This is a genomic window from Streptomyces amritsarensis, from assembly GCF_001953875.1.
Classification (GTDB): Bacteria; Actinomycetota; Actinomycetes; order Streptomycetales; family Streptomycetaceae; genus Streptomyces; species Streptomyces amritsarensis.
Genome location: NZ_MQUR01000064.1, coordinates 34,680 through 46,894, shown reverse-complemented (window position 1 = coordinate 46,894; position 12,215 = coordinate 34,680). Strand labels below are relative to the sequence as shown.

Genomic DNA, 12,215 nt, shown 5'->3' with positions numbered 1-12,215 from the left:
CCCCGCCCGGTTCCCGCCGATCCCCGCGGATTTCCGTGGGGATCGGCGGGGTCTGCCTCCGGGCCCCGGCGGGTCGGTCCCTCAGCCCTTCTCCGGGGCCACGGGGTAGGGGACGAAGGTGCTGCTGTTCTCGTCGACCGCCAGGACGCGGCCGAGCGGCGGCACCGCCCGCTGGGGGCAGTCGAGCCGTTCGCACAGGCGGCAGCCCATGCCGATGGGGGTCGCGGCGGAGGCGTTGCCGAGGTCGAGGCCGTCGGAGTAGACCAGCCGCGAGGCGTGCCGGATCTCGCAGCCGAGGCCGATCGAGAAGGTCTTGCCGGGCTCGCCCCACCCGCCGCGGTGGCGGGTCACGGCGCGCGCGGTCCACAGGTACCGCTGCCCGTCGGGCATGGCGGCGACCTGGACGTGGACACGGCCGGGCGCGACGAAGGCCTCGTAGACGTTCCACAGCGGGCAGGTGCCGCCCGCCCGGGAGAAGTGGAATCCGGTGGCGGACTGCCGCTTGGACATGTTCCCCGCCCGGTCGACGCGTACGAAGGAGAAGGGCACCCCCCGCAGCCTGGGACGTTGCAGGGTGCTGAGGCGGTGGCAGACGGTCTCGTAGCCGAGGCCGAAGTGGTCCGCGAGCCGCTCGATGTCGTACCGGAACTCCTCGGCGGTCGTGTGGAAGGTGCCGTACGGAAGGACCAGCGCCGCCGCGAAGTAGTTCGCGATGCCGATCCGGGCCAGGCCGTGGGCGGGGGAGTCCTGCGGGAAGTCCTCGGCGGCCAGCCGGTCCAGCTCCGCCCCGTACTCCAGCAGGGCGAGCTGGGTGGCCATCCGGAACGCCTGCTGGCCCGGCCGCAGCCGCCCGGACAGGTGCAGGACACGCGCCCTCGCGTCGAAACGGTGGAGGCGGTCGGAGCCGGCCGCCAGCCGGACCCCGTGCCGGCCGGCGAGCCGGTCCGCCAGCACGCGCAGCACGTCGCCCCGCCGGATGCCGATCTCCCGGGCGAGGTCCTCGGCGGCCAGGTCGGTGTCGTGCAGGTAGTTCTGCCGCCGGTAGAAGAACTCGCGGATCTCCTCGTGGGGCGAGCGCGGTGCCCCACCGTCGGCTCCGTCCCTGCCGTCCGCCGTCTCCGCCAGCCGCTCCGCGAGCAGTTGGCTGCGCCGGCCCAGCTCCAGGAGCACGGACGCGACGGCCGGCATCCGCCGGGCCAGCTCCGCGAGGTCCGAGGGCGACACGCGGGCCTCGGCGACCTCTCCGGCGAGGGCCTCGCGCAGGTCGGCCACGAGCCGGCCGGTGTCGCGCTCGGAGAAGAAGCCGGGGTCGACGCCGAAGGCCTCGGTCAGCCGGAGCAGCACGGGGACCGTCAGCGGACGCGACTCGTGCTCCATCTGGTTGAGGTAGCTGGGCGAGATGCCGAGGACCCTGGCCAGTTCCGCCTGGCTCATCCGGCGCTCCTCGCGCAGCCGCCGCAGGCGCGCCCCCGCGTACGTCTTGCCCACCCGCACCCCTCCCCTCACACGGCCCCCTCGGCCGGGCTCCACAGTACGCGCCACCGCACCGTCGACGACCTTTGCAAACGTGGCAGAAGACCGCCGGAAGATTCGCAGAACTTGGCAAACGGCACTCCTTGATGGCACGGGGTGCCAGTGACAGAGTCGTCGTGCGGCCCGCCGGACCCAGGTGGCCGAGACGGACGGTCGGGGCGCGATTCACGCCCTGATGTCGGAGATCCCGGCAGCCCGAACTCGACTGCCCGGCGCATTGCTCAGCTCCACCCCACGGTGGGATCCGGCGGCCGCTACCCAAGACTCAGGCACACAGTGCCAATGCCCTGCCGTGCCCGGCGACAGCATTGGCAGCTCAGGCGACTCACGGAGACGGTGACGGTCATGGCAGACGCGAAAGCGACCACGGCAGCGGCACAGCAGCTCGAGCAGCGCTGGTCCGGCGACCCGCGATGGGCGGGCATCGAGCGCACCTACACCGCCGAGGACGTGGTGCGGCTCTCCGGCAGTGTCCGGGAGGAGCACACCCTGGCCCGACGCGGCGCCGAGCGGCTGTGGAGGCAGCTCCACGAACTGGACTACGTCCACGCCCTCGGCGCGCTGACCGGCGGGCAGGCCGTGCAGCAGGTCCGCGCGGGCCTCCAGGCCGTCTACCTCTCCGGCTGGCAGGTGGCTGCGGATGCCAACCAGGCCGGCCACACCTACCCCGACCAGAGCCTGTACCCCGTCAACTCCGTCCCGCAGGTGGTCCGCCGCATCAACAACGCCCTGCTGCGCGCCGACCAGATCGCCACCGCCGAGGGCGGCGGCGACGCGACGGACTGGCTGGCGCCGATCGTCGCGGACGCCGAGGCCGGCTTCGGCGGCCCGCTCAACGCCTTCGAGCTGACGAAGGCGATGATCGCGGCGGGCGCGGCCGGCATCCACTACGAGGACCAGCTCGCCTCCGAGAAGAAGTGCGGCCACCTCGGCGGCAAGGTCCTCGTCCCGACCTCGCAGCACGTCCGCACCCTCAACGCGGCCCGCCTCGCCGCCGACATCGCGGACACCCCGACGCTGATCATCGCCCGCACGGACGCGTTGGCGGCCACCCTGCTGACGAGCGACGTCGACGAACGGGACGCGCGGTTCACCACCGGGGAGCGCACCGCCGAGGGCTTCTACCGCGTACGCAACGGCATGGCCCCGGTCATCGCCCGCGGCCTCGCCTACGCCCCGTACGCCGACCTCATCTGGGTGGAGACCGGCACCCCGGACCTCGCCCAGGCCCGCGAGTTCGCCGAGGCCCTCCACGCGGAGTTCCCGGAGAAGATGCTGGCCTACAACTGCTCGCCCTCCTTCAACTGGAAGGCCGCCCTCGACGACGACCGGATCGCCAAGTTCCAGCGCGAACTCGGCGCCATGGGCTACAAGTTCCAGTTCATCACCCTGGCCGGCTTCCACTCCCTCAACCACGGCATGTTCGACCTGGCCCGCGGTTACGCCGACCACGGCATGACGGCCTATGTCGACCTCCAGGAGCGCGAGTTCGCCGCCCAGCAGCACGGGTTCACCGCGGTCAGGCACCAGCGGGAGGTCGGCACGGGCTACTTCGACCTCGTCGCCACCGCCGTCAACCCGGCCTCCTCCACCACTGCCCTCGCCGGCTCCACCGAGGAAGAGCAGTTCCACTAGCCGGTCGGCCCGGACGCCGTGGCCGCCCTCGCCGAATCCCGTCCACGACGGGTTCAAGGGACCCTTCTACGCCCCGCCCCGCTGCTGTCGCGGGGGGCGCGGGCGGGACTGCTGGGCCGCAGGAGCGGCCGCGGGTTCCCCACATACGGCCGGGCCGATGAGGGGCCCGGTCCGCCGCCGGGCTGAGGGGCCCGGGGGCGCGCGGTGAGCGGGGGTGCGGCGGGGTAGTGTCCGCCGCACCCCCGTCCGGGGCGTCGGCGCGTCGGAGGAGCCCGTGCTCAGGGGGCGCGTAGGGGCGCGCGGTCAGGGGCGCGCGGTCAGGTATCCGCCCATGGAGGTGAAGTACTCGGCCGCGGGCAGCTCGCGGCCGTCCTCGGTCCGCACCCGGGTGATGGCCAGCCCGTGGTTGCGGCCGTAACGGGCGTCGGCGCCCGCGACGATCACCACGCCGTCGCCCTCGCGGTAGAAGACGCGGCCGGGTGTGCCGCCGTACCGGCCCTGGGACACGAAGGCGGCCAGGACCTCGATCCGCCTGCCCCGGTGGAAGGTGAAGGCGCTCGGGTACGGCTCGGACTGGGCGCGGACCAGGCGGTCCAGCTCCTGCGCGGACCAGTTCCAGTCGATGCGGCTGTCCTCGACGGAGCGCTTGTGGAAGAAGCTGGCCTGCGAGCGGTCCTGGCGGACGAACTCCCGCCGGCCGGAGGCGATGATGTCGAGCGCGCCGACCGTGACCGGAGCGATGAGGTCGACGGTGCGGTGGAAGAGGTCGGTGGCGGTGTCCTTCGGCCCGACCGGCACGACCTCCTGCCGCACGATGTCGCCGGCGTCGAGCTCGTCGTTCATCATGTGCGCGGTGACACCCACCTCGGTCTCGCCGTTGATCAGTGCCCAGATCAGGGGCGAGAAGCCGGCGTACTTCGGCAGCAGCGAGTCGTGCACGTTCAGGGTGCCGTGGCGCGGGAGGTTGAAGACGCGCGGCGGGAGCCAGGTCCGCCAGTTGTTCGCCACGATGATGTCCGGGTCCGCCTCCTTCAGGCGCGCCGACAACTCGTCGTCGTCGGGCCGGTTGCGCAGCAGTACCGGGACCCCGTGCTCCTGCGCGAGGTCGGCGACGGAGTCGCTCCAGATCTTCTCGTAGACGTGCTCGCTCTTGGGGTGCGTCACGACCAGGACCACGTCGTGCTCGGAGTCCAGGAGGGCTTGCAGGGTGCGGTGGCCCCAGGTCTGGTAACCGAACATGACGACCCGCATGGGGTTCCTCCTCGGGGCAGGCGGTTGGCCATGTCGAGTAAAGCAAGGCTTGCCTAAGCGTGCAATGACCCCTATTTGCAAGGGAGTTGGAGATCACCCAGACGGGTGACCGTCCGCTTTGCCTATCGACAGCCTCCTCCGAATGAGCTTAGCCTTGCCTAAGTCTCATGGTCGCGGCTTCGTCGCCATGCCCGATTTGCGTGCTCGGCGGTCGCGCGACCCACGGCCGCGCGTCCCCACGGCGCGGCGGCCGCCCTCGCAGGATGGGAGTGACATGGCACAGGTTCGTCCTGGCGAAGCCCCGGCGGTCCACGACCTCATCGGAATCGGCTTCGGGCCGTCCAACGTGGCCATGGCCATCGCGGTCAGCGAGCACAACTCACGCGTCGGCGGACAGGAAGCGGTCAGCGCCCACTTCTTCGAACAGCAGCCGCGCTTCGGCTGGCACCGCGGGATGCTCATCGACGACGCGACCATGCAGGTGAGCTTCCTCAAGGACCTGGTGACGCTGCGGAACCCGGCGAGCGAGTTCAGCTTCCTGTGCTACCTCAAGAGCAAGGGACGGCTGATCGACTTCATCAACCACAAGAACCTCTTCCCGCTGCGCGTGGAGTTCCACGACTACTTCGAATGGGCCGCGGGCAAGGTCGACGGCATGGTCTCCTACGGCCACGAGGTCGTCGGCGTCACGCCCGTCGTCCGTGACGCGGTGGTGGAACACCTGGACGTCACGGTCCGGTCCGGGGAGGGGCTCGCCCTCCACCGGGCCCGCAACGTCGTCATAGGCACGGGCCTGCGCCCCGTCATGCCGGACGGTGTCGAGCGCACCGACCGCGTCTGGCACAACTGCGACCTGCTGACGAAGGTCGAGGGCCTGGACGCCGCCGCCCCCTCCCGGTTCGTCGTCGTCGGCGCCGGGCAGAGCGCCGCCGAGAACGTCGCCTACCTGCACCGCCGTTTCCCGAAGGCCGAGGTCTGCGCCGTCTTCTCCCGCTACGGGTACAGCCCCGCCGACGACAGCGGCTTCGCCAACCGGATCTTCGACCCGGATGCCGTGGGCGAGTTCTTCGCCGCGCCCGAGGACGTCAAGCGCCGGCTCATGGACTACCACGGCAACACCAACTACTCCGTGGTGGACATCGACCTGATCGACGACCTGTACCGCCAGATGTACCAGGAGAAGGTCCTGGGCACCGAGCGCCTCCGCTTCCTCAACGTCTCCCGGCTGACCGGCGTCCGGGAGACCCCGGCGGGTGTCCGCGCGACCGTGCAGTCCCTCGTCACGGGTGAGGAGACCCCGCTGGACGCGGACGTCGTGGTCTTCGCGACCGGGTACCGCCCCGCCGACCCCCTCGGCCTGCTCGGTGAGGCCGCCGAGCGGTGCCTGCGCGACGACGAGGGGCGCGTGCGGGTCCGGCGCGACTACCGCGTCGCGACCGACCCCGCCCTGCGCTGTGGGATCTACGTGCAGGGCGGGACGGAGCACACCCACGGCATCACCTCCTCCCTGCTGTCCAACACCGCTGTCAGGGTCGGCGAGATCCTCGACTCGCTCCTCGGGCGCGGCCTGAAGTCCGGTTCCGACGAGGCCCGTTCGCTCGCCGGGGACGCCGGCAGCGCGGCCGCCCGCTGACCGGCGCCGATGCCACCGGCTCCGTCCACCGGTGTTCCGAAGGGATGACGTACGGCGACATGGTCACGATTGCAGTGGAACGCCCCGCGCCCCTGGGCACGGCGCGGGTGCGCAAGCGGCGCGTCGTCGGTTCGATCGCGCTGGTGTCGATCCTCCTGGCCGCGATGGTGGTGTCGTTGGGCGTCGGTGCGCGCGGGCTCAGCCCGTCCGAGGTCTGGTACGGGCTGACGGCCGGGCCGAGCGCCGACCACCGGCTGACGGAGATCCGGCTCATCGTGCAGACGGTACGGGTCCCCCGCACGGTGCTCGCCACCGTGGCCGGGGCTGCCCTCGGGGTCGCGGGGGCGCTGATCCAGGGGTACACGCGCAACCCGATCGCCGACACCGGCCTGCTGGGAGTGAACGCGGGCGCCTCCTTCGCCGTCGTCTCGGTGATCGCCGTCCTCGGCTTCGCGAACCCGTTCCAGTACGTCTGGTTCGCCTTCGCCGGGGCGGCGGTCGCGGGCGTCCTCGTGTTCGGGCTCGCCAGCATCGGCCGCGGAGCCGGCAACCCGCTGACCCTCGCGCTGGCCGGACAGGGGGTCACCGTGTTCCTCGCCGCCATGACGACGGCGGTCGCGCTGTCCGACAAGGCGTCGCTGAACGCGCTGCGCTTCTGGAACGCGGGCTCGGTGGCCGGCGTCGGATTCGGCGTCATCTGGCCGGTGACCGCTTTCGTCGCGGCCGGCCTGCTGCTGGCGCTGACCACGCTGCCCGCCCTCAACCTCCTCAACCTGGGCGACGACGTCGCCCGGGGCCTCGGCGTCAACATCGCCCTGCACCGGACCCTCGGCATCGTCGCCATCACCCTGCTGGCGGGCGCCGCGACGGCGGCGTGCGGCTCCATCGCGTTCCTGGGCCTCATGGTGGCCCACATGGCCCGCCACCTGACCGGGCCGGACTACCGCTGGCTCGTGCCCTGCGCAGGTTTCCTCGGCGCCGTCGTGCTGCTGGTCTGCGACATCGTCGGGCGCCTGGTGGTGCGGCCGGGCGAGCTGGACGCGGGTGTCGTCGTGGCGCTCCTCGGCGCCCCCTTCTTCGCGGCCCTGGTGTGGCGTGGGAAGTTCAAGAGCGCATGAACGGGGCCGACATGGACGGGACCGGCGTGAACGTGACCGGCGTGAACGTGACCGCAGCGGACGTGAGCGACGTGGAGCGGGCCCGGGGGAAGCCGTCGGTGGCCCCGGGCGTCCGGCTCGGCCGGGTGTCGTTCGTCTGGCGGCCGTGGCTCGCCGGCGTCACGCTCCTGCTGGCGGCGGCGGCGTTCCTCGCCTTCTGCCTGTCCATCGGCGTCGGGGACTTCCCCATCGCCCTGCCCCAGGTGATCTCCACGATCCTGGGCCGGGGCGAGCAGGTCGACGAGTTCGTGATCATGGACCTGCGGATGCCCCGCGCCCTGGCCGGGTGCGTCGTGGGCGTCGCCCTGGGCGTGTCGGGGGCGATCACCCAGTCCATCGCGCGCAACCCGCTGGCCAGCCCCGACATCCTTGGGATCACCTGGGGCGCCGGCGCGGTCGCGGTGTTCCTGGTGACGGTGTCGGGCGGGACCGCCACGGCCGTCGTCAACTCCGTGGGGCTGTCGGGTGCAGCTCTTGCGGGTGGTCTCGGCACGGGCCTGCTCGTGTACGTCCTGGCGTGGCGGCGCGGGATCGACGGCTTCCGGCTCATCCTCATCGGCCTCTGCGTGAGCGCGGTGATGGAGGCCGTCACGACCTGGCTGCTGGTGACCGCCGACATCAGGGACGTGGCCCGGGCGCAGGCCTGGCTGATCGGCTCCCTGGACAACCGCTCCTGGGACGACGTGCGGGTGGCACTCTGGTGCACGCTCGCCCTCACCGTCGTCGTGGCGGCCGTCGCGTTCCAGTTCAAGCCGCTGCACCTCGGCGACGACGTGGCCGCGGGCCTGGGCGTCCGCCACACGGTGGTGCGCGCCGTCCTGCTGCTGTGCGCGGTGCTGCTGGCCGGGGTCGCGGTGAGCGCGGCCGGGCCGGTCTCCTTCGTCGCGCTGGTGGCACCGCAGGTGGCGATGCGCCTGACGAGGTGTCCGACACCGCCGTTGGCGGCCTCGGGCCTGACCGGGGCCCTGCTGCTGGTCGGCGCGGACCTGGTCGCGCGTACGGCGCTGCCGATCACCCTGCCGGTCGGCGTGGTCACCGCCGCGATCGGCGGCCCCTTCCTCGTCTACCTCCTGGTGCGGGCCAATCTTCGCTGATCGAGACATGTTCGGGCAGGCAGGAACCAAGGGGGAGCGTGGCCATGGAACACCTCACCGGGAGCGCGGCCGGGGGTGGGGACACCGCACGGCTGGCGGCCAGGGGGATCACGGTCGGGTACGGGGGCCGGATCGTCATCGACGGCCTCGACGTGTCCGTCCCGCCCCGGGTGATCACCACGATCATCGGCGCCAACGGCTGCGGGAAGTCGACCCTGCTGCGGACCCTGTCGCGGCTGCTCAAGCCGGTCCGGGGGTCCGTCGTCCTCGACGGCGACGACATCGCCAGGCTCCGGACCAGGGACGTGGCCAAGAAGCTCGGCCTGCTGCCGCAGGCCCCGGTGGCGCCGGAGGGGCTCACGGTGGCCGACCTGGTCGCCAGGGGCCGGCATCCGCACCAGAGCTGGCTGCGGCAGTGGTCGTCGGACGACGCCGCCGTCGTGGAGCGGGCGCTGGCCATGACCGGGGTGTCCGACCTGGCCGACCGCCCCGTCGACGCGCTCTCCGGCGGCCAGCGCCAACGCGTGTGGATCTCCATGACCCTGGCCCAGGGCACCGACCTGCTGCTGCTCGACGAGCCGACCACGTACCTGGACCTGGCGCACGCCATCGACGTACTCGACCTGGTGGACGACCTCCACGAGTCCGGGTGCACGGTGGTCCTCGTCCTGCACGACCTGAATCTCGCCACCCGTTACAGCGACAACCTCATCGTGATGAAGGCGGGGGCGATCCTCGCGCAGGGGCACCCGCGCGACGTCATCACCGCCGATCTGCTGCGGGAAGCCTTCGGTCTGCGGGCCGAGGTGATCGACGACCCGGTGGGGGACAGGCCCCTGATCGTGCCGATCGGCCGGGCCCACGTGCGGCCCGATCGGATGGACAAAGATACGGTTCAAGTAAGGCTAGGCTAGCCTCACTTGAGCGCGCTACTGTGTGCCTGCCCTCGGCCGGGGGCGCAATGGACAGCACGAAAGCAAGGGATTGCGGATGCTTCTCCATCGAACGACAGTCACGCATCCCTGGGCGCGGATCACGGCGACGGTGTCCGCCGCCGCGCTCGGGGTGGGCCTCCTGGCCGGCTGCGGATCCGACCCGGCGGACCCGGCCGCGAAGAAGAGCGATGACGCCCCGGCCGCCGCGGCCGGGACCTTCCCGGTCACGGTGGAGCACGCCTTCGGAACCACGAAGATCGACAAGGCCCCCGAGCGGGTCGTCTCCGTCGGCTACACCGACGACCAGGCCGTCCTCGCCCTCGGCATCAAGCCGGTGGGCATGGTCGACCAGTACCCCAACCCGCCCGGCACGAGCCCCGACATCAACACCCAGTGGCCCTGGACGAAGGACAAGTGGGGCGACGCCCGCCCCGAGGTCGTCATGAACAACGGCGACGCGGGCCCGAACTACGAGAAGATCGCCGCCCTGCGGCCGGATCTGATCATCGCGGTCTACTCCGAGATCGACCAGGCCGGCTACGAGAAGCTCACCAAGATCGCCCCGACGGTGGGCCGGACCAAGGCCGAGAAGGAGCCGTTCAGCGCCCCCTGGCAGGACAACGCCGTCCACATCGCCAAGGCCCTGGGCCAGGAGGCCAAGGGGACCGAACTGGTCAAGGGCATCCAGGACAAGCTCGACGCGGCCAAGAAGGCCCACCCCGACTTCGCGAACCAGACCGCCGTCGCACTGTCCTGGTACAAGGACTCGGTCGCCCCCTTCACCACCACCGACGTACGCGGCCGACTGGTCACCGGCATCGGCTACAAGGGCCAGACCGAGATCGACAAGATCGCCGGCGGCAAGTTCTACACCACGCTCTCCCCGGAGCGCATGGACCTCGTCGACGTCGACCGCATCTTCGTCATCGCCGACAAGGCGGACCAGGAAGCACTGAAGAAGTTCGAGCTGTTCACCAACCTCAACGCGGTCAAGAACGGCAAGGTCTCCTACCTCCTGGACAGCGAGGGCCCCGCCGTCGGCGCGGCCATGTCCCAGGGCACCCTGCTCTCCCTGCCGTACGCGATCGACGAACTCGTCAAGTCGGCCGGCTGAGTGTGAGCGCCACGGACACGCCCGCCGCCCAGGCCACCCTGCGCACCACGACCGGACGCGAGGCCGCCCGCTGGGTGGCCGCGCACTGCCGGGAGGTGCCCTGGCTGACGGCCACCGCCATCCTGACCACGGTGGCCGGGGCGGCGCTCCAGGTACTCCCGCTGCTCCTGCTCGGCCGGGTCGTCGACGCAGTGGTCGCCGGCGGACCGCGCTCGGTCCTGGTCACCACGGGCGTGTGGATGGCGGCCGCCGCGCTGCTCGGCGCGGCGGCCACCGCCCTGTCCACCTACCTGGTCGGGCGGCTCGGCGCGGACCTCCTCGCCAGGCTCCGGGAGGGCGCCGTCCGGGCGGTGCTGGCAATGCCCAGCGCCCGGATCGAACAGGTCGGCCGGGGAGACGTGCTGTCCCGCGTCGGCGACGACGTCGCCGTGCTCTCCCGCGGCATCCGCACGGCCGTCCCCACCGTGTTCTCGGCGGGCGTGCTCGTCGTCATCGCCACGCTCGGCATGTTCGGCCTCGACTGGCGGCTCGGTCTGGCAGGAGCCGGCGCACTGCCCGCGTACGCGTTCGCCCTGCGCTGGTACCTGCCCCGCTCCGCCCCGCTCTACAAGCAGCAGCGGGCCGTCCAGGCCGACCGCGCCCAGGCGCTGATCAGCGGCCTGAACGGGATCGACACGGTCCGCGCCTACCGACTGGAAGGCGCGGTCCGGGAGAAGGTCACCACCGAGTCGTGGCGGGTCCGCGAGCTCGGCATCGAGGTGTTCCGGCTCTTCGGCCGGTTCGTCGGCCGCGAGAACCGCGCCGAGTTCATCGGACTCGTCCTCATCATCGTGGTGGGGTACGCCCTGCTGGAGGCCGACGCCGCCACCCTCGGCGAGGTCTCGGCGGCCCCGCTGCTCTTCCACCGGCTGTTCACCCCGCTCGGCTCCATCATGTTCACCTTCGACGAGGCACAGAAGTCGGGCGCGAGCCTGACCCGGCTGGTCGGAGTGCTCGGGGAGGACGCCGAGGACCGCCTGGTCGGCACCCCGGCCGACGCGCCGGCGGCCGACGCGCCGTACCCCGTGGCCGTGAAGGGCCTGACCTTCAGCTACCCCGGCACCGAGCAGCCGGTCCTCCAGGACGTCGACCTGGCCATCCCGGCCGGCGGTTCGCTCGCCCTCGTCGGGGCGACGGGCGCCGGCAAGTCGACGCTGGCCGCGCTGATCGCGGGCATCGGCACCCCGCAGGCCGGATCGGTGCGCATCGGCGGGACCGACCTCGCCGGGCTGGACGAGGCCGGCGCGCGGGCGCTGGTGAGCATCCTGACGCAGGAGACGCACGTGTTCTCCGGTCCGCTCGCCGACGACCTGAGGCTGGCCGCACCGCAGGCGACGGACGCCGAACTGGCCGACGCCCTGCGCACCGTCGGCGCCGACGGCTGGGTGGACGCGCTGCCCGCCGGCCTGCACACCCCCGTCGGGGAGGGCGGCGAGCGTCTGGACGTCACCAAGGTGGCCCAGATCGCGCTCGCCCGGCTGCTCCTGGCCCGCTCACCCGTGGTGGTGCTCGACGAGTCCACGGCGGAGGCGGGCAGCGAGGGCGCGGCCGAGCTGGAGCGGGCCGTGCTCGCCGCGTGCGCCGGCCGCACCACGCTGTTCGTCGCGCACCGGCTGACACAGGCCATGGCGGCGGACCGGATCGCCGTGCTCGACGCGGGACGCGTCGTCGAGCACGGCACGCACAAGGAACTGGTCGCCCTGGGCGGCCGCTACGCACAACTGTGGCGCGCCTGGCGCGAGGGAAGTCAGGACACGGCCTGGGCCCGCCCCACCCGCAGCCGGGCGGGCGACCCGCGGACACCGAAGGGGCGTTGAGTCTTCG

Annotated in this window: 9 protein-coding genes; 7 read left to right on the top strand and 2 right to left on the bottom strand. The window is 72.1% G+C overall.

From position 1 onward, the window contains the following. Nucleotides 1–81 precede the first annotated feature (81 nt). Nucleotides 82–1,488 carry a short-chain fatty acyl-CoA regulator family protein gene (locus AVW11_RS24315; protein WP_076045900.1) on the bottom strand — a complete coding sequence of 469 codons (1,407 nt, stop codon included), beginning with the start codon at nucleotides 1,486–1,488 and terminating at the stop codon, nucleotides 82–84. Nucleotides 1,489–1,878: 390 nt separating this feature from the next. On the opposite strand from AVW11_RS24315, the gene aceA reads away from it, so the two are divergent. Then, nucleotides 1,879–3,168 carry an isocitrate lyase gene (gene aceA, locus AVW11_RS24310; protein WP_060177488.1) on the top strand — a complete coding sequence of 430 codons (1,290 nt, stop codon included), beginning with the start codon at nucleotides 1,879–1,881 and terminating at the stop codon, nucleotides 3,166–3,168. 303 nt (nucleotides 3,169–3,471) lie between these two features. Here the strand turns inward: aceA and AVW11_RS24305 are convergent, their stop codons facing one another. Then, nucleotides 3,472–4,419: a methionyl-tRNA formyltransferase gene (locus tag AVW11_RS24305; protein WP_076045898.1), complete on the bottom strand. Its 948-nt coding sequence runs from the start codon at nucleotides 4,417–4,419 to the stop codon at nucleotides 3,472–3,474. A gap of 274 nt (nucleotides 4,420–4,693) precedes the next feature. Between AVW11_RS24305 and AVW11_RS24300 the strand changes: the two genes are divergently transcribed. From AVW11_RS24300 to AVW11_RS24275, 6 genes are all read left to right on the top strand, one after another. Beyond that, nucleotides 4,694–6,052, top strand: a complete 1,359-nt coding sequence (locus tag AVW11_RS24300) for a lysine N(6)-hydroxylase/L-ornithine N(5)-oxygenase family protein (protein WP_076045896.1) — start codon at nucleotides 4,694–4,696, stop codon at nucleotides 6,050–6,052. 59 nt (nucleotides 6,053–6,111) lie between these two features. After that, complete coding sequence (locus AVW11_RS24295) at nucleotides 6,112–7,170, top strand: FecCD family ABC transporter permease (RefSeq protein WP_060177600.1); 1,059 nt, start codon at nucleotides 6,112–6,114, stop codon at nucleotides 7,168–7,170. Beyond that, entirely contained in the window at nucleotides 7,167–8,303 is a 1,137-nt protein-coding gene (locus AVW11_RS24290; protein WP_060177491.1) for a FecCD family ABC transporter permease, read from the top strand. Before AVW11_RS24295 ends, AVW11_RS24290 begins: the two co-directional genes overlap by 4 nt. A gap of 44 nt (nucleotides 8,304–8,347) precedes the next feature. Continuing rightward, nucleotides 8,348–9,217 carry an ABC transporter ATP-binding protein gene (locus AVW11_RS24285; protein ID WP_167389249.1) on the top strand — a complete coding sequence of 290 codons (870 nt, stop codon included), beginning with the start codon at nucleotides 8,348–8,350 and terminating at the stop codon, nucleotides 9,215–9,217. Between the two features lie 76 nt (nucleotides 9,218–9,293). Then, nucleotides 9,294–10,352 carry an iron-siderophore ABC transporter substrate-binding protein gene (locus AVW11_RS24280; protein WP_060177493.1) on the top strand — a complete coding sequence of 353 codons (1,059 nt, stop codon included), beginning with the start codon at nucleotides 9,294–9,296 and terminating at the stop codon, nucleotides 10,350–10,352. 2 nt (nucleotides 10,353–10,354) lie between these two features. Beyond that, nucleotides 10,355–12,208 (top strand): ABC transporter ATP-binding protein, encoded by a 1,854-nt coding sequence (locus tag AVW11_RS24275; protein WP_079250762.1) that lies wholly within the window; start codon nucleotides 10,355–10,357, stop codon nucleotides 12,206–12,208. The last annotated feature ends 7 nt before the right edge of the window (nucleotides 12,209–12,215 follow it).

Coding starts and splice junctions, on each gene's coding strand:
- aceA (WP_060177488.1), top strand. CDS start 1,879: ATGGCAGACGCGAAAGCGACCACGGCAGCGGCACAGCAGCTCGAGCAG.
- AVW11_RS24295 (WP_060177600.1), top strand. CDS start 6,112: ATGGTCACGATTGCAGTGGAACGCCCCGCGCCCCTGGGCACGGCGCGG.
- AVW11_RS24290 (WP_060177491.1), top strand. CDS start 7,167: ATGAACGGGGCCGACATGGACGGGACCGGCGTGAACGTGACCGGCGTG.
- AVW11_RS24285 (WP_167389249.1), top strand. CDS start 8,348: ATGGAACACCTCACCGGGAGCGCGGCCGGGGGTGGGGACACCGCACGG.
- AVW11_RS24305 (WP_076045898.1), bottom strand. CDS start 4,419: ATGCGGGTCGTCATGTTCGGTTACCAGACCTGGGGCCACCGCACCCTG.
- AVW11_RS24280 (WP_060177493.1), top strand. CDS start 9,294: ATGCTTCTCCATCGAACGACAGTCACGCATCCCTGGGCGCGGATCACG.
- AVW11_RS24300 (WP_076045896.1), top strand. CDS start 4,694: ATGGCACAGGTTCGTCCTGGCGAAGCCCCGGCGGTCCACGACCTCATC.